The organism is Archangium violaceum (assembly GCF_016859125.1).
Taxonomy (GTDB): domain Bacteria; phylum Myxococcota; class Myxococcia; order Myxococcales; family Myxococcaceae; genus Archangium; species Archangium violaceum_A.
The window spans coordinates 9,857,798-9,874,093 of record NZ_CP069338.1 but is presented as its reverse complement, the minus strand read 5'-3'; the positions used below and the strand labels follow the sequence as shown (position 1 = coordinate 9,874,093).

The 16,296-nt window shown below is 68.1% G+C and carries 14 protein-coding genes; 10 read left to right on the top strand and 4 right to left on the bottom strand.

From position 1 onward, the window contains the following. Window positions 1–8: 8 nt before the first annotated feature. The 8 genes from JQX13_RS41730 (at window position 9) to JQX13_RS41695 (ending at window position 7,586) form a co-directional block, all read left to right on the top strand. Window positions 9–473: a hypothetical protein gene (locus JQX13_RS41730; RefSeq protein ID WP_203404984.1), complete on the top strand. Its 465-nt coding sequence runs from the start codon at window positions 9–11 to the stop codon at window positions 471–473. Window positions 474–477: 4 nt separating this feature from the next. After that, complete coding sequence (locus JQX13_RS41725; protein WP_203404983.1) at window positions 478–882, top strand: hypothetical protein; 405 nt, start codon at window positions 478–480, stop codon at window positions 880–882. A gap of 68 nt (window positions 883–950) precedes the next feature. Further along, the gene (locus JQX13_RS41720; RefSeq protein WP_203404982.1) at window positions 951–1,799 is read left to right on the top strand and encodes a 3-hydroxyacyl-CoA dehydrogenase family protein; all 849 of its coding nucleotides are present in this window, start codon (window positions 951–953) and stop codon (window positions 1,797–1,799) included. 18 nt (window positions 1,800–1,817) lie between these two features. Next, window positions 1,818–2,594, top strand: coding sequence for an enoyl-CoA hydratase-related protein (locus JQX13_RS41715; RefSeq protein WP_203404980.1), 777 nt, complete (start codon window positions 1,818–1,820; stop codon window positions 2,592–2,594). Window positions 2,595–2,729: 135 nt separating this feature from the next. Further along, complete coding sequence (locus JQX13_RS41710; RefSeq protein WP_203404978.1) at window positions 2,730–3,872, top strand: acyl-CoA dehydrogenase; 1,143 nt, start codon at window positions 2,730–2,732, stop codon at window positions 3,870–3,872. A 9-nt stretch (window positions 3,873–3,881) separates the two neighbouring features. After that, the gene (locus tag JQX13_RS41705; protein ID WP_203404976.1) at window positions 3,882–4,370 is read left to right on the top strand and encodes an AgmX/PglI C-terminal domain-containing protein; all 489 of its coding nucleotides are present in this window, start codon (window positions 3,882–3,884) and stop codon (window positions 4,368–4,370) included. A gap of 10 nt (window positions 4,371–4,380) precedes the next feature. After that, window positions 4,381–5,526, top strand: a complete 1,146-nt coding sequence (locus JQX13_RS41700) for an acyl-CoA dehydrogenase family protein (protein ID WP_203404974.1) — start codon at window positions 4,381–4,383, stop codon at window positions 5,524–5,526. Between the two features lie 350 nt (window positions 5,527–5,876). Next, entirely contained in the window at window positions 5,877–7,586 is a 1,710-nt protein-coding gene (locus JQX13_RS41695) for a 30S ribosomal protein S1 (RefSeq protein ID WP_203404972.1), read from the top strand. 114 nt (window positions 7,587–7,700) lie between these two features. Here JQX13_RS41695 and JQX13_RS41690 read toward each other — a convergent pair whose 3' ends face one another. Beyond that, complete coding sequence (locus JQX13_RS41690) at window positions 7,701–9,419, bottom strand: HAD-IG family 5'-nucleotidase (RefSeq protein WP_203404970.1); 1,719 nt, start codon at window positions 9,417–9,419, stop codon at window positions 7,701–7,703. A 399-nt stretch (window positions 9,420–9,818) separates the two neighbouring features. On the opposite strand from JQX13_RS41690, the gene JQX13_RS41685 reads away from it, so the two are divergent. Beyond that, window positions 9,819–11,957 (top strand): serine/threonine protein kinase, encoded by a 2,139-nt coding sequence (locus tag JQX13_RS41685; RefSeq protein WP_203404969.1) that lies wholly within the window; start codon window positions 9,819–9,821, stop codon window positions 11,955–11,957. A gap of 4 nt (window positions 11,958–11,961) precedes the next feature. Beyond that, window positions 11,962–12,621 (top strand): response regulator, encoded by a 660-nt coding sequence (locus JQX13_RS41680; protein WP_203412450.1) that lies wholly within the window; start codon window positions 11,962–11,964, stop codon window positions 12,619–12,621. Window positions 12,622–12,657: 36 nt separating this feature from the next. On the opposite strand, the gene JQX13_RS41675 is transcribed toward JQX13_RS41680, so the two are convergent. The 3 genes from JQX13_RS41675 to JQX13_RS41665 all read right to left on the bottom strand — a co-directional run bounded on the left by JQX13_RS41675 (window position 12,658) and on the right by JQX13_RS41665 (window position 16,204). Further along, window positions 12,658–13,893: a cytochrome P450 gene (locus JQX13_RS41675; protein ID WP_203404967.1), complete on the bottom strand. Its 1,236-nt coding sequence runs from the start codon at window positions 13,891–13,893 to the stop codon at window positions 12,658–12,660. A 326-nt stretch (window positions 13,894–14,219) separates the two neighbouring features. Beyond that, entirely contained in the window at window positions 14,220–14,681 is a 462-nt protein-coding gene (locus JQX13_RS41670; RefSeq protein WP_203404966.1) for a hypothetical protein, read from the bottom strand. Between the two features lie 311 nt (window positions 14,682–14,992). Further along, complete coding sequence (locus tag JQX13_RS41665; protein ID WP_239015472.1) at window positions 14,993–16,204, bottom strand: hypothetical protein; 1,212 nt, start codon at window positions 16,202–16,204, stop codon at window positions 14,993–14,995. Between the last annotated feature and the right edge of the window lie 92 nt (window positions 16,205–16,296).

The following is a 16,296-nucleotide window of genomic DNA, read 5'->3' as shown; positions in this document are numbered from 1 at the left end:
GGACCCCCATGACAACCGGCAAGGAACCCGACAACGACTTCGATCCGCTGCTCGGCGACGAGCCGGGGAAGGAGGGTTCCCGCCCGGGGTTCGTGCCCGAGTTCGTGCGCAAGGTGGCGGTGGCGGGTCTGGGTGCCCTCTTCATGACGGAGGAGGGCATCCGTTCGCTGGCCGGCCAGCTGAAGCTGCCCAAGGAGGCGCTCGGCTACATCCTCGGGCAGGCGGAGAAGACGAAGGACGAGGTGGGCCGGGTGGTCTCCGAGGAGCTGCGGCGCTTCCTCCAGTCGGAGAAGCTGCGCGACGAGTTCCTCAAGCTGATGTCGGGGATGACCATCGAGGTGAAGGCGCAGATCCGTCTGGTTCCGGACCGTGGCGAGGACGCGGAGCAGGGCGAGCCGGCGCGCTCCAAGGTGGTCGTCACCGAGCTGAACACGCGCCGCGGCGGCAAGAAGTCCGCCTCGAAGAAGGAGTGACGGCGTGGAGGGCGAGGGGCGGCGAAACTGGCGTCAGCACCCGTTGCTGAGGCGGCTCCCCGTGCTGCTGCTGGTGGCGATGGGCCTGTGGCTGTGGAAGGGCTCGGACGTGCCCGAGCGCGAGCTGGTGTGGCGGCTGGTGGGCCCGGGCTGGAGCGAGATCCGCGCCCTCGACCTGCAGGTGAAGAACGCCGAGGGCGAACTGGTGAAGCGCGAGACGCACTCCTTCCAGGGGGGGCCGCCGGGCTCGGTGACCCTGAGGACGGAGCTGCCCGCGGGGTCGTACGAGGTGTGGGTGTTCGCCCGGGGTGAAAGTGGACCTTCCAGGCCCCCACGTGTGGAGCGCCTGACACTCGGAGAAGAAGACGTGCGCGTCGAGCGGGGACTCCCGGTACCCACGAGCCGTTGACCGGTGGGGGGGCCAGGGCTATAGCGCGCCCGGTTCCTCGATTACCGAGCAAGGGGTCTCGAAACGCCATGGCAACGGAGCACATCGTCGTCGTCGGGGCAGGGCAGATGGGGTCGGGCATTGCCCAGGTCGCGCTGCAGGCGGGCCTGCGGGTCACTCTGGTGGACGTCTCGAAGGAGGGTCTCGCCAAGGGGGCCGAGCGCATCAAGGCCGGCCTGAAGAAGCTGGTGGAGAAGGGCAAGCTGGACGCGGCCCGGCTCGAGGCGGCGAACACGAACCTGGCGACCTCCACCAGCGCCACCGAGGTGAAGGACGTGGACTTCGCCATCGAGGCGGTGACGGAGAACGAGGAGCTCAAGCGCCGCATCTTCGTGGAGCTGGACGGCGTGGTGAAGCCGGGCGGCATCCTGGCCACCAACACCTCGTCCATCCCCATCACCCGCATCGCCGCGGCGACGAAGCGCCCGGAGAACGTGATCGGGATGCACTTCATGAACCCGGTGCCGCTGATGCAACTGGTGGAGCTGATCCGGGGCGCGGCGACGTCGGACGCGACGTACCAGACGACGCGGGCGCTGGCGGAGAAGATGGGGAAGACCACGGTGGTGTCCAAGGACTTCCCGGGCTTCATCGTGAACCGCATCCTCATCCCCATGCTGAACGAGGCCTGCTTCGCGCTGATGGAGGGCCTGGGCACGGCGGAGGACATCGACACGGCGATGAAGCTGGGCACCAACCAGCCCATGGGCCCGCTGCAGCTGGCGGACTTCATCGGCCTGGACACGGTGCTCTACATCGCCGAGGTGCTCCACAAGGGGCTGGGTGACGACAAGTACCGCCCGAGCCCGCTGCTGCGGCAGTACGTGGACGCCGGCTGGTACGGCAAGAAGAGCGGTCGCGGTTTCTACAAGTACTAGGACGAGGCAATCCCCGACATGGCCTACGAGAACATCCGGCTGGAGACCGAGGACGCCATCGCGATCCTCACCATCGATCGTCCCAAGGCGCTCAACGCCCTCAACAGCAAGACGCTCCAGGAGATCGAATCCGCGCTCAACGCCCTTCCTCCCACGACCCGTGCGCTCATCGTCACGGGCGGCGGCGACAAGGCCTTCGTGGCGGGCGCGGACATCGCGGAGATGGTCTCCATCACCGCGGCGCAGGCGCGCGAGTTCGCCGCGCTCGGCCACCGCGTCTTCCACACGCTCGAGCAGCTCCCCATCCCCACCATCGCCGCGGTGAACGGCTTCGCGCTCGGCGGTGGCTGTGAGCTCGCCCTCGCGTGCGATCTCATCTACGCCTCGGAGAAGGCGAAGCTGGGGCTGCCCGAGGTGACCCTCGGCGTGATTCCGGGCTTCGGCGGCACGCAGCGCCTCACCCGCGTGGTGGGCAAGATGCGCGCGAAGGAGCTCGTCTTCTCGGGTGAGCGCCTGGACGCGGCCAAGGCGAAGGAGATCGGCCTGGTGCTCGACGTGCTGCCGGCGGATCAGCTCCTGGCCCACTGCAAGGCGGTGGCGGGGAAGATCCTCAAGAACGGTCCGTTGGCGGTGTCGCAGGCCAAGCGGGTCATCGAGTTCGGCGCCGACCAGGATCTCCGGGCGGCCAACGAGCTGGAGCGCCAGGGCTTCGCGGTGCTCTTCGGCTCGGAGGACCAGAAGGAGGGCATGAAGGCCTTCCTGGAGAAGCGTACCGCCGCCTTCACTGGCAGGTAGGCGGCCAGAAACACCCGGGAGCCCCGGGACGGCTAATGGGCGCGGCAATTGGCGCTTGCCCGCCCCTCTTGCAATCCCTGATCCCAGGAGGCATGCCCGTACTATGTACCTCCGCGCCCTTTCCCCAGGAGTGCCATGAACTTCGAGCTGAGCGACATCCAGCGCGAGATCCAGCGGATGTGCCGCGAGTTCGCCTCGCGCGAGCTGACCCCCAACGCCCGGAAGTGGGACGAGACGCACCAGTGGCCCGTCGAGGCGGTGAAGAAGCTGGCCGAGCTGTCGCTGCTCGGCGTGGCGGTGCCGGAGCAGTACGGCGGCGCGGGGCTGGACAACGTGTGCTACGCGCTGGCCATGGAGGAGATCAGCCGCGGCTGCGCCTCCACCGGCGTCATCATGAGCGTGAACAACTCGCTCTACTGCGATCCGGTGATGAAGTTCGGCACCGAGGAGCAGAAGGCGGAGTTCCTCACGCCCTTCGCCCGGGGCGAAAAACTGGGCTGCTTCGGCCTCACCGAGCCCGAGGCGGGCAGCGACGCGGCCTCCCAGAAGACCACGGCCGTGCGCAAGGGTGACGAGTACATCATCAACGGCTCGAAGAACTGGATCACCAACGGCCCCCGGGCGGACGCCATCGTGCTGTTCACGATGACGAACAAGGAGGCGGGCAACAAGGGCATCTCCGCGTTCCTGGTGCCCACCAACACGCCGGGCTTCATCCGCGCCGAGCCGGACAAGAAGATGGGCATCAGCGCCGCGCACTCGTGCAGCATGTTCTTCGAGGACATGCGCGTGCCGGCCAGGAACCTCCTGGGCAAGGAGGGCGATGGCTTCAAGATCGCCATGAGCACGCTGGATGGCGGGCGCATCGGCATCGCCTCGCAGGCCCTCGGCATCGCCCGCGCGGCCTTCGAGGAGGCGGTGCGCTACTCGGGCGAGCGAAAGACGTTCGGCAAGCCCATCCGCGAGCACCAGGCCATCCAGTTCATGATCGCCGACATGGCCACGGAGATCGACGCGGCCCGGCTGCTCGTGCTGCGAGCGGCGATGCTCAAGGACAAGGGCGTGCGCCACTCCGCCGAGAGCGCCATGGCCAAGGTGTACGCCAGCGAGATGGCCAGCCGTGTGGCCAACAAGGCCCTGCAGGTGCACGGTGGCATGGGCTACTCCAAGGAGATGGACGTCGAGCGCCACGTGCGCGACGCGCGCATCACGGAGATCTACGAGGGGACGAGCGAGATCCAGCGCATCGTCATCTCGGCCAACCTGTTGAAGGACTGAGGAGTCGAAATGAAGCGTTCCCTGTTCGCGGTGGTGGTGTTGCTCGGGTCGGGCCTGGCGTTCGCGCAGGGCTCGCCCGGCAAGAAGGGCTCGGCCCAGAAGGAGACCGGTACCGAGGCGTCCGCCCCCGCGCAGGAGAAGAAGAAGGCGGCGGGCCCGGTCCGGCCTCCGCCGCCGGACATCAACCGGCTGCCCTTCACTCCGGACTCCATCCGCATGGTCATGGAGTACTACGCCTTCGACATCCAGGAGTGCTACGAGGAGATCCTCGCGACGAAGGGCAGCGCGGTGGAGGAGGGTCGCATCATGACGACCTTCACCATCACGACGGACGGCTTCGTGCGCAACGCCAAGGTCGCCAAGGCGGGCACGACGCTGAAGAACCCGCGCCTGCACGAGTGCGTGGTGAACGTGCTCTCCGGCATCAACTTCCCGCAGCCGCCGGACCGGCGCGAGTACCCCATCGAGTATCCGTTCAACCTCAAGGCCATCAAGTAGGACCCCTTCCGTGAACCTCGAGCTCACCGAGACGCAGACGCTCATCCGCGACACCGCGCGCAAGTTCGCGCGGGAGCGGGTGGCGCCCCAGGCGCGCAGATTCGACAAGGAGGAGATCTTCCCCACCGAGCTCTTCAAGGAGCTGGCCTCCCTGGGGCTCATGGGGGTGAACATCCCCTCCCAGTACGGCGGCGCCGAGGCGGGCGTCGTCGCCTACTCCCTGGCGATGATGGAGATGGCCGCCGCGTGCGCCTCCACCTCGGTGGCCATGGCCGTCACCAACATGTGCGCCGAGCTCATCCAGAAGTTCGGCACCGAGGCGCAGCGCCAGAAGTACGTCACGCGCATCACCTCGGGCGAGGCGGTGGTGGGCTCGTTCGCGCTCTCCGAGCCGCACGCGGGCTCGGATCCGCGCGCCATGCGCACCACGGCGGTGCGGCGCGGGGACAAGTGGGTCCTCAACGGCAGCAAGCAGTGGATCACCTCCGGCGCCTACGCGGGCGTGATGGTGGTGTGGGCGCTCACGGGAGGGCAGGGGAGCAAGGGCATCTCCGCCTTCATCGTGGAGGGTGGGACGAAGGGCCTCATCGTCGGCAAGCATGAGGACAAGATGGGCCTGCGCTCGTCCAACACCGTGAGCCTCACCTTCGAGGACATGGAGATCCCCGCGGAGAACCTCCTGGGCAAGGAGGGCGACGGCTTCAAGCTGGCGATGATCGCGCTGGACGGCGGGCGTATCGGCATCGCCTCGCAGGCGTGTGGCGTGGCGCGGGCGGCGCTGGAGGCCTCCATCCGGTACGCGAAGGACCGCAAGGCCTTCGGTCAGCCCATTGGCGAGTTCCAGGGCCTGCGCTTCATGCTGGCCAACATGGCCACCGAGCTCCAGGCGGCCGAGCTGTTGACGTACCGGGCGGCGTTCCTCAAGGACGAGGGCCAGCCGTTCACCCGCGAGGCCTCCATGGCGAAGCTGTACGCCAGCGAGATGTCCAACCGGGCGGTGGACAAGACGGTGCAGATCCACGGCGGCTACGGCTACATCGACGAGTTCCCCGTGGAGCGCTACTTCCGGGATGCCCGGGTGCAGACCATCTACGAGGGAACCAGCGAGGTTCAGCGGCTGGTGATCGCCCGCGAGACGTTCAAGCTCCTCGACTGACCGCCCGCTCTGCTGGCGGAGGTCCGCGCCCCTCGTGCGCCGGGGCGATGGCGCGACTACCCATGGAGGTAGCACCTTGTCCTCCGGTAGGCGCCCGGAGGCCTGGCGACCTGGCCCGTGGGACAGGCACTCTGGGGTGGCGGGGGTCCCCTCCCACCCGGAGCCGCATTATCAAGACTGTAAACAAGTACCCCGCGCTCGCTTGACTGCCGGTGTAACCGGTGTCTAGGGTGCGCGGCTTCGAGTCAACCCCGTTGTGGGGTTGGCTCGCGGGTCACTCGTAGCTCCCCGCGAGTGACTGCCGTCCACAACCGGGGGCAGCAGTACCGTTTCGAAGGACTCCCAATCTCATGCAGCAGAATGTGAACCAGCAGATCGGAGATGTCGGCGACGAGGATTTTGCCGCGATGTTCGAGGCCTCGCTCAAGGAGCGTGGCGGTGAAGGCATCCTCAAGGAAGGCGAGATCGTCAAGGGCACCGTCGTTCAGGTGACCAAGGACTACGCCATCGTCGACATCGGCTACAAGTCCGAGGGCCAGGTTCCGATCTCCGAGTTCACCAGCCCTCGCGGCGAGGTCTCCGTCAAGGCGGGCGACCCTGTCGAGGTCCTCCTGGAGAGCCGCGAGAACGATACCGGCATGGTCGTCCTCTCCAAGGAGAAGGCCGACAAGATGCGCATCTGGGACGAGATCAGCGCCGCCTGCGAGCGCGATGAGATCGTCAAGGGCACCATCGTGGGCCGCGTGAAGGGTGGCCTCTCCGTCGACATCGGCGTGAAGGCGTTCCTCCCCGGCAGCCAGGTGGATATCCGCCCGGTGCGCAACCTCGACCAGTACATCTCGAAGGAATTCGAGTTCAAGGTCATCAAGTTCAACAAGAAGCGCGGCAACATCGTGCTCTCCCGCCGCGTGCTGCTCGAGAAGCAGCGCGAGGAGATGAAGAAGGAGACCCTCAAGAATCTCAAGGAGGGTGCGGTCCTCAAGGGCGTGGTCAAGAACCTCACCGACTACGGCGCCTTCATCGACCTCGGCGGCATCGACGGCCTCCTGCACATCACCGACATGTCCTGGGGCCGCATCGGTCACCCCAGCGAGATGTTCAACGTGGGTGACGAGGTCCGGGTCGTCGTCCTCAAGTTCGACCCCACCCAGGAGCGCGTCAGCCTCGGCCTCAAGCAGATCCAGGAGGATCCGTGGCACCGCGCCGACGAGAAGTACCCGGTCGGCACCCGCGTGCGCGGCAAGGTCGTCTCCATCACCGACTACGGCGCGTTCATCGAGATCGAGCAGGGCGTCGAGGGTCTGGTGCACGTGTCCGAGATGTCCTGGACCAAGCGCCTCAAGCACCCGAGCAAGATGCTGGAGGTGGGCCAGGAGGTCGAGGCCGTCGTCCTCGACATCGATCCGAAGGCCAAGCGGATTGCCCTGGGCATGAAGCAGATCGAGCAGAACCCCTGGACGCTGCTCGAGGACAAGTACCCGATCGGCTCCGTCATCAAGGGTCAGATCCGCAACGTCACCGACTTCGGCGTGTTCGTCGGCGTCGAGGAGGGCGTGGACGGCCTGGTGCACGTGTCCGACATCTCGTGGACCCAGCGCATCAAGCACCCGGGCGAGATGTTCAAGAAGGGCGACGAGGTCGAGGCGGTGGTGCTCAACATCGACGTCGAGAACGAGCGCTTCAGCCTGGGCATCAAGCAGCTCCAGCCGGATCCCTGGGACACCCTGTCCGAGCGCACCCCGGTGGGCAGCCGCGTGAAGGGCAAGGTCACCAAGGTGACGGACTTCGGCGCCTTCGTGGAGATCGAGCCCGGCATCGAGGGCCTCGTGCACGTCTCCGAGCTGAAGGAGGAGCGCGTCGAGAACCCGCGTGACGTGGTGAACGAGGGCCAGGAGGTCGAGGTCAAGATCATCGACATCAACACCCAGGACCGGAAGGTGGCCCTGTCGATGAAGGCCCTGATCGGCGAGGGCGAGGACTACCGCGAGTACCTCCGCCGCCAGGCCGAGGGCTCCAAGGCCCGCCTCGGCGACGTGATGGCGAGCAAGCTGAAGAAGTAGTCGCTTCGTCCCTCACGCAGAGGGATACGACAACGGCCGGGCTCCCTTCGGGGAACCCGGCCGTTTGTCTTTCCAGCCCTCGGATTCAGGAGTCCCCGGGGCGGGGGAGGGGTCTCAGCGCTCGCGCTCGCCCTTGGGAGGGCCCTCGCTGCCCACCAGCGACAGCTTCGCCGACCACGAGCCGGCCATCTCGTGCGGCATCAGCTCGCGCGGTGAGCGGTAGTACTGCATCGGCGAGTCGTGCAGGAAGTTCGACACCCGGCTCGTGTACAGGCACGCGTAGCGCTCCACCTGCTCGCCGAAGCGGCTGTTCTCGTGCCCCTCCTTGAAGAGCAGTCCCCAGTACGGGTTGAAGCCTTCCTCCACCTCGAGCTCCAGCGTGTCGGCGATCTCCGTCGCCTCCCGCAGGGCCCAGCGCAGCTTGTCCAGCTCCACCTTCGTCCCGCGCCGCTCCTCTTCCAGCCGCGCCAACTCCTCGGCCGTCAGCTCCCCGCGGTCGATCCTCCGGTCCAGCGCGTTCAGCACGCCCTTGTGGTGCGCCACCGCGTCGTCCAGCCGCTCCCGCGCCAGCTCCACCTCGGACAGCTTCTCGATGCGCTCCCGCTGCCCGTCCGTGTAGGTGATCTCGTCCTCGATCTCCTGGACGATCATGCACGTGCGCCACAGCGAGGACTTCTTCGACTTGAGGATGTCCCCGTAGATGTGATCGCCCACGTACAGCACGCTCTCGCCCGCGTAGCCCGTCTGCCGCTCGAACTGCTGCAGGTTGCCGCCCTGGTACACCTTGCCGCGCTCCAGGTGGGTAGCTTCGCCCACCACGCGCGCCTCCTCGCCTGGCCCGGCCGTCTCCAGCTCCAGGAAGGGCCGCTGCTCGGAGAAGAACGCCGGCTTCGCGGCCAGCGTCACGATGTAGTCGAAGTAGTTGCGCCAGCTCGGGTACTCCGCCAGCTGCCCGTCCAGCAGGTAGCGCATCACCGCGTCCGTGTAGTCCCACGCCGAGTTCGTCAGCAGGAACAGCCGCTTGCCGCCCGAGCGCAGCTTGTGCAGCGCGGGGCCCAGCTCCGGATCCTGGAAGATGTAGCGGCCCAGTTCCTTGCGCACCTCGCGCTTGAGCGAGTTGTCCCGGTGCACCGTGTCGATGGCGTCGCGGATGTCGTCGTACAGCTTGCCGTAGTCCACGCGCTGCCCCAGCGACTCCAGCAGCTCGATGATGCCCGCGAACAGCCAGGCCTCGGGCAGGGCGAAGAGCGTATCGATCCACGCGAACTGGGGGTTCTTCAGCTGCACCCGCTGGTTGCGGTAGAGATTCTTCCACACCTCGCGCTCGAGCGGCCTCAGCCCGTGCCAGGCCCGCCCCACGTAGCCGAAGCGGTCCATCTTCAGCAGGTTGCCGTTCGTCTTGTCGACCGCCAACCCGCGGATCACGAAGTGGTGGTCGTACTGCAGCTGGCCAATCACCGTCGGGTAGCCCCGCTCGGAGACGAGCTTGGCGAGCGTCATGTCGTACGCGAGCTGCTCCAGCCGGCGCATGTGATAGATGGCCAGCGTGTAGTCCATGTCGAAGCCGATGAGCTCGACGCTGGTCATGCGCAGGTTTCGGTTGACGAAGATGTCCCGCGCGCGTGGCACCTCGCGGGTGTGTACCCGGGGGACGCTCAGCAGGCGGGCGAGCTCGAGATCCGCGAAGAGGCTCTGGGCGCGGCGCTCGGCGTCCTCGGCGTGGGCTCGATTGCGCGAGGAGCGGAAGCTGCCATGTAGGGGATCCGAGGTCGTCGGGCTCCCGGGGATGGGTCCGGTCGGTGAGAGTTTCGGTGACACAGGACAGACAGACATAACACGCGGTCCTCGGGCGGCACCATCCATATGGCCAGTCCTCCTTGCGGGCCGCCGAGCCGACGTGGCACGCTCGCGGGTCCGCATGCGATCGCCCGCCAGACGCCCCCCGTCCGACGCAGAGATCCACGCGCGGCTGTCCGCCCGAATCGAGGCCCTGGAGGACCGTGTCCGCCGGCTCGAGGTGTTGGTGCGCGGCGCCGTCGTGGCCGGGCGTACGCGTTCCAAGGGGGCCTCCTCCGGTCGGGTGCGCCGTCAGACGGCCGCTCCCAGGGGAGGCGGCCGGGCTCGTCCCCGTTGCCCGGGCTGCACGCTGGAGTTCCCCCAGGGACGCCGGGGCGAGGCCTGCGTCTGGTGCGGGTTCCTGTTCGACGCCGTCCGGCCCCGGAAGAGGAAGGGATGAGCAGCGCCTACCGGTTGACCGGCCGCATCGAAGCCGGAGAGCTCGCCGATCTCTACGAGGCCGTCCAGGAGCCGGGTGGCGCCAGGGTCGTCATCAAGCTCTTCCACCCGAAGACGTCGGATCCGCGCTACGCCGCCGTGCTGGCCCAGACGTACAGCGTCCTCAACCCGCTGCACCCCGAGGGCGTCCTCCACGTCCTCGACATGGGCTTCGTGAAGAACCGGCTCGCCGTGGTGCGCGAGTCCGTGGATGGCCACACCCTGGGCACCGCGCTGCAGCGGCTCAACTCCAAGGAGGTCCTCCTCCCGCCGCCCGTCGCGCTCCACCTCATCATCCAGCTGCTCGAGTCCGTGGAGCGGGCCCACGCGGTCGGCGTCGTCCACGGCGCCATCACCCCGGGCAACGTGCTGCTGTCGCGCGCCGGCCTGCCCGCCGTGTGTGACTTCGGTGCGCTCCAGGCGCTCATGGGGGTGCCGGAGCTCAAGCGCGCCTTCGTGGGCCGCGGCCGCAGCGCCTATCGCGCCCCCGAGGTGGGCCGGGGTGACATGCCCGACGTGCTCTCGGACATCTACTCCATGGGCGCCATGGCCTACGAGCTGCTCACCCTGCGCGAGGCCGTCGTCCCCGACGGAGGTGTCAGCACCCGCCGCGCCGGTCTGCCTCCGCCCAGCCGCCTGGATCGGCGCCTCCATGCGCGGTTGGATCCCATCATCCTGCGCGCGCTGGAGGCCACGCCCACGAGGCGGTTCCGCTCCTGCGCCGAGTTCGCCGGCTCGCTGCGCAACTTCCTCTCCACCAACGGAGGCCTGCCCGGTGCCGAGGACTCGCGCCGCTTCGTGGCCGAGCTCTTCCCCAACGAAGTGTCCGTCGGGCTCGGTCCGGTGCCGTTCTCCGAGCGCTTCACGCTCACGCCCATCTCCGGTGTGTCGCTGGCCCAGGTGAGCGCGGATGCATTGGACAAGTCCGTGGTGGTGCGGCCCTCCTTCAGCCCCGCCCTCAGCGAGGCGGACACCATGGAGGCCCCGCCCGCCTTCGACGACTACCTGCCCGAGCCCACCGTGGTGCCGGGGCCCGCGATGGATCGCCGCGTCCTCGACTCCACCCATGTCTTCACGGGCGACCCTCCGAAGGAGGAGGTCCTCGAGCCCACCCACGTCAGCGCCAAGGCGTCTTCCGAGGCGGGCCGGAGCGCTCCGCCGGGGGATGACGAGCAGACCTGGGTGGCGCCTCCGGGGGCGGCTCCGCCCAAGCCGCGCCGGGGGCCCGTGCTCGGGGGCGCCGCCGCGGCGGCGAGGGAAGGCACGCGCGTGGGCAAGCATCCCCGCCTGCGCGTGGTGGAGGACTACTCCCGTCCCGAGTCTCCATCCGAGGCCCCCTCTCCGGCGGGAGATGCCGAGGACCGGATCGACACCGAGAAGATCGAGGGGACGGTGATCCGCTCGCGCGTCCCCGAGGGGACGGTGACGCGGGCGCGCGTGCCTCCGTCCCTGGTGCGCGGGCACGTGTCCGAGCAGCCGCCCACGACGGCCGAGCCGGATCGCTCGTACATCCCCATGCCCCCGCCCACGTCGCCCGAGGTCAAGGCGGCGGTGTCCCAGCGGCGCCTCTTCACCGAGGAGCGCAACCTCCAGGAGGACGCGCGGCGCCGGCGCCGGATGTTGGCCGTGGCGGGCGCCATCGCGCTCGTGGGCGCGGTGTGCTTCGCCTTCGCGCTGTGGCGGTTCTCACAGCGGCCCCAGCTCGAGACGGATCCCAAGGTGTCCGCGGTCAGTGGCGCCGTGGAGCAGTACCTGCACGATGAACCTTCCACGCCGCCGCCGGAGCCCTCCAAGCCCAGGCACAGCCCTCCAGCGGAGCCGGTGGTGGTGTCCACCCCGGGGACGCGCGAGGACTCCCCCAAGCCCGGCGTCGCGTACCTGTCGCTCGAGGCCAACCGTCCGGCACGCGCGTACATCGATGGCGTGCGGGTGAAGCGCAACCTGCCCCTGGTTCGCTACCCGGTGAGGTCGGGCACCCGTGAGATCATCATCGAGACGATTGGCGTGCCGCGGCACCGCGAGGTGTTCCAGGTGAGCCTGGAGCGCGGCGAGCACAGGAAGCTGCAGCAGCTCTTCAATGACTCTCTCCACCGCTGAGGCCATGGACCGGACCCGCGTCTTCGTCGTCGAGGATCAGCCGACCCTCTTGCGCAACCTCCTCAAGGTGCTGGGGAGCTTCCCGGAGCTGGAGGTGGTGGGTAGCTCCCAGGATGGGGAGCAGGCGGTGGAGGAACTGGTCCGGGTGCGCCCGCAGCTGGTGCTGTTGGATCTGGAGCTACCGGGCCTCAACGGGATCGAAGTGACGCGGCGGGTGAAGCGCCGCGCGCCCGAGGTGGAGGTGCTCATCCTCACGTCCTTCGAGGACGAGCAGAAGGTGTACGAGGCGATTCAAGCGGGGGCCTCGGGCTACCTGGTGAAGCGGGTGGGGCCGGAGAAGATCCGCTCGGGCATCCGCGAGGTGATGGAGGGCGGCACGGTGCTCGAGCCCCTCATCGCACGACGCTTCTGGAACTACTTCCAGTCCATCCAGGCGAAGCCGCCCGAGGCGGAGAAGCAGAACCCCTGGGGCCTCACCCCGGCCGAGTTCGACGTGCTGCGCTACGTGGCCAAGGGCCTGTCCAACGCCGAGGTGGGCCGGGTGATGACGCTGGAGCGGCGCACGGTGCGCACGCACCTGTCCCACATCTACAAGAAGATGGGCGTCAACTCGCACGTGGAGGCGGTGGTGCTGGCCCTGCGCGCGGGCCTCGTGGAGTTGTGAGGGGAGGGGAGTACGGCTCCCCTCCGGTCCCTCGCTTCACCAGCGCACGGGCAGCGAGTCGAAGCCGCGGAAGGACAGACCGTGGCACTTGACCTGGGGAGGCTTCGTCTCGTCCAGGCGCAGGTTGGGCAGGCGCTCCAGCAGCATGGAGATGCCGATCTCCAGCTCGCGGCGCGCCAGGCCCGCGCCCATGCAGTGGTGCGCGCCGAAGCCGAACGAGATGTGCTTCTGGTGGTAGCTGTCGCGGGTGATGTCGAAGCGCTCCGGATCCGGGAAGACCGAGGGATCCCGGTTGGCGGCGGCCATCACCAGGAAGACCATGTCGCCCTTGCGGATCGTCTTCCCGTGCATCTGGATGTCCTCGGAGGCGATCCGAGTGATGGCGGGCACCGACGTGGTGTAGCGCAGCATCTCCTCCACCGCCGAGCGCAACAGCCCCATGTCCTCCCGGAGCATCTGGAACTGATCCGGGTGGGTCAGCAGATCGTACACGCCGTTGCTGAGCTGATCCGTGGTGGTGGTGTGCCCGGCGAACAGGATGAGGCAGGCGTTGGCCACCAGCTCTTCCGGGGTCATCTTCCCCTGCTCCTGCGCCAGGAGCATCTGGCTCAGTCCGTCCGTGCCAGGCGATTGACGGCGATGCTCGATGATGGGGAGCAGGTACTCCTTCATCTCCACCATGGTCTTGTTGGCGTTGCTGGCCAGCAACTGCGAGTCGGCGCCCACGGGAGGCGAGCTGTACAAGGCCAGGTGCTCCGACCAGACCCAGAAGCGATCACGATCCTCGGGCGGCACGCCGAGCAGCTCGGCGATGGCGAGCGCGGGCAGCGGATAGGCGAGATCCTTCACCAGATCCATCTCGTGCCGCGACGCCAGCTGCTCCAGCAGCTCGCGCATGATGCGGTGGACGGTCGGCCGCAACTCATCCAGCCGCTGGGGCGTGAAGCCCATGCCCGTCTGCCGACGCAGCCGCACGTGCTCCGGACCATCCCGCATGAACATCTGGTTGCGGACGGTCTGCATGAACTCGCGCGTGATGTCCGGGCTCAAGCCCTGGACCTGGTACTCGAAGAGCTTCGCCCGGTTGGCGCTCATGCGCGGATCACGGTAGGCCGCCATCACGTCGTCGTAACGGGTGAGGAACCATGCGTGGACCGCGTCGGACCAGTGCACCGGTTCGTTCTCGCGCAGGTACTGATAGAGCGGGAACGGGTTGAGCATGTTCTGCGGGCTGACCAGGTTGCGGTCAAGCGTGGGAGCTGCGCTCGACATGGGTGCCTCCACGGTTGAATTGTCGGATCTGGCCGGTCCTGTCATGGCGCGGCAGAGTAATGTCGGCTTGCTCGGCTGTCGAGAACACAGAGCAGGAGCCATGCCAGCAGTTCTCGAGACCTCGACGCGCATCATCGTGTTGGAAAGCTACGAGCCGGGTGTCTCTTTTCTGGTGTTTGTGAGGGCTCGCGGTCCTCTCCAGGCGCGAGCTGTTGGCTCTGGAAGCCCGGACAGGCGATCGGTTGCGGGCATGAGCCGCTCGTCGAGAAGCACGGCCGCTACGACGGAGTACGTGGGCTGATGCCCGGCACGGGCGCGCTCACCGCCTACGGCGCGTTGCGCACCAGCCGCAGGTGGGGCTTCTTGCCAGTGCGGGGCCCCGGGCCGACGTACGCGCCGGGAGCGTGCGGCACATAGGGCTGATCACGCAGGCGCTCATATGGGTTGTGCGTCGGCGCGAAGGGATCCGACGGCCCGCGCAGTCCCGAGCGCAGGAACACCAGGAAGAGCATCGTCAGCAGCAGGGAGACGGTGACGAGCGTCAGGCTGTAGTGGGTGAACAGGCTATCGAGCGCCGGGGCGGGATCCGGCATGAAGAGCATGGTGACCAGCAGCAGCCACCACGGTCCGCACACCAGGAGGCCCGCGCATCCGATCCAGATCTTCACCCGCGCCCAGAAGGTCCGCGGCACGGGAAGGCTCGGCATGCTCGTCGACACCGGATGACGCCGGGGCGGCTCGTCCTCGTGCGCGATCCTCGCGAACACGAGCGCCGGCGCTCCCGCCACGCGCGCTCCGCCCGCCGGGACTGCCACTGCGGACCTGTGACGCCAACGGGCCCCGAGGACCAGGGCCAACAAGACGTAGGGGACGAATACGGTGGCGCCCATCCGGAAGGCCTCGCTGGCTCCGTGCAGGAGCACGACACAAGCGAGGCCAGACAGCAGCGACCGGAGGCGAGGGGGCGAGAACGCCAGCATGGAGCGAACGGTAGCAGAGAAGAGGGCTTCCTCCAGTTTGCCACCTGTGCGGGCCCGTTGCGACTCCAGGCGTGGGCGGGCGTGTTCGCTTCAGGACGCGCGGTGCGTGCTCGCCCGGTTCAACCCGCGGTGGGATCCACCAGCGGCTCCGGCATCGCCCACAGCGCCGAGGGATCTCCATACGCCTGCTCGAAGGCGTAGAGGATGCCCGTCCAGCGATCCCAGAAGGTGGCCCAGTTGTACTCGGTGGGGGGCGAGGTGAGGAGGCTGCCGTCCGGGTCCGGCTGGCTGTAGGCGTAGTCGGCGTAGTTCCACTCGAGTGTGCCGAAGTACGTCCTCAGCAGCGGCGTGAGAGCCTCCAGCAGGGCGGAGCGGGACACCTCGTCCGCATGGGCCACGGCCGGGGTGAAGACGGGCTGCGCCATGTCGTGCTGCTCACGCCAGGCCACATAGTTGTTGCCCATGGCGATGAGCGCGTCGCGCGCGGCGGGCGTGGGCGCCAGGCGTGCCTCCTCGTAGAGCGCGAATGCCGCCACCAGCAGACTTTTCCAGTGCATGCCCGGGAAGAGGGTGTCGATCAGATAGGGACGGGGCGTGTCGTTCGCGTGGGCCAGCGCGTACGCGTAGGCGACCCGGGCCTCCTGCGCTATGGCGTCCTGGAGCACGAACTCCGTCAGGACGCGCTCGGGTGTCACCTCGCCGGTGAGCCCCCGGCGCCAGTCCAGATAGAGGCGCGCCGAGCCGCCAATGTCCGTGAAGATGGCCAGGTTGCCCTCGTGCAGCGTGCGCTCCAGGGTGATCACCACGGACTCCGCCTTATCGAGCGGCAGGACGCCGGGCGCGCTCCAATAGAGCGAGGCGAAGCGTGATGCGGTGGTGGAGAAGGTGCGCGGATCGGCCAGCGCCTCCCAGTTCATGGCCGTGGTGAGCGAGGCGATCGACGTCGCCGCGTCGATGGGCAGGCCCCGCAGGACGAGCTCCAGCGAGAGGTTCTCCACGGTGAGCCGCACGGTGCCGACGATGCCAAACCGGTCGAGCGCCTGGAGCACCGAGAGGGAGGGTTGTCCCCGCGCCGCGTCGATCATTCTCCGAGCGAGGGCCGCGCCGAGCATGCCCTGGCCTCCCGTCTGCGAGGCGTGCGGTGCGAAGACGAACCAGTTGGGGCGGACGTTGCTGCTCCCGCCGGGCTGGAGGTTGGGGTCGAGCAGCCCGCCCAGCTCATAGGCGATCTCGATGTACCCCAGGGTGATGCGGCGGTTGTCCTCCATCGGGGTGGGGGCTTCGTCGGCGCGCGCGGGGGGCGCCACCGTCAGGGCGGTGAGCAGCAGCACCGCGGTGGTGAGTGGGCGGAGCAACGACGGAGGCGAGAAGCATTCGAGGTGTACGGCGCGGTCGTGAATCTCCACGATGGGTCTCCAGGGTG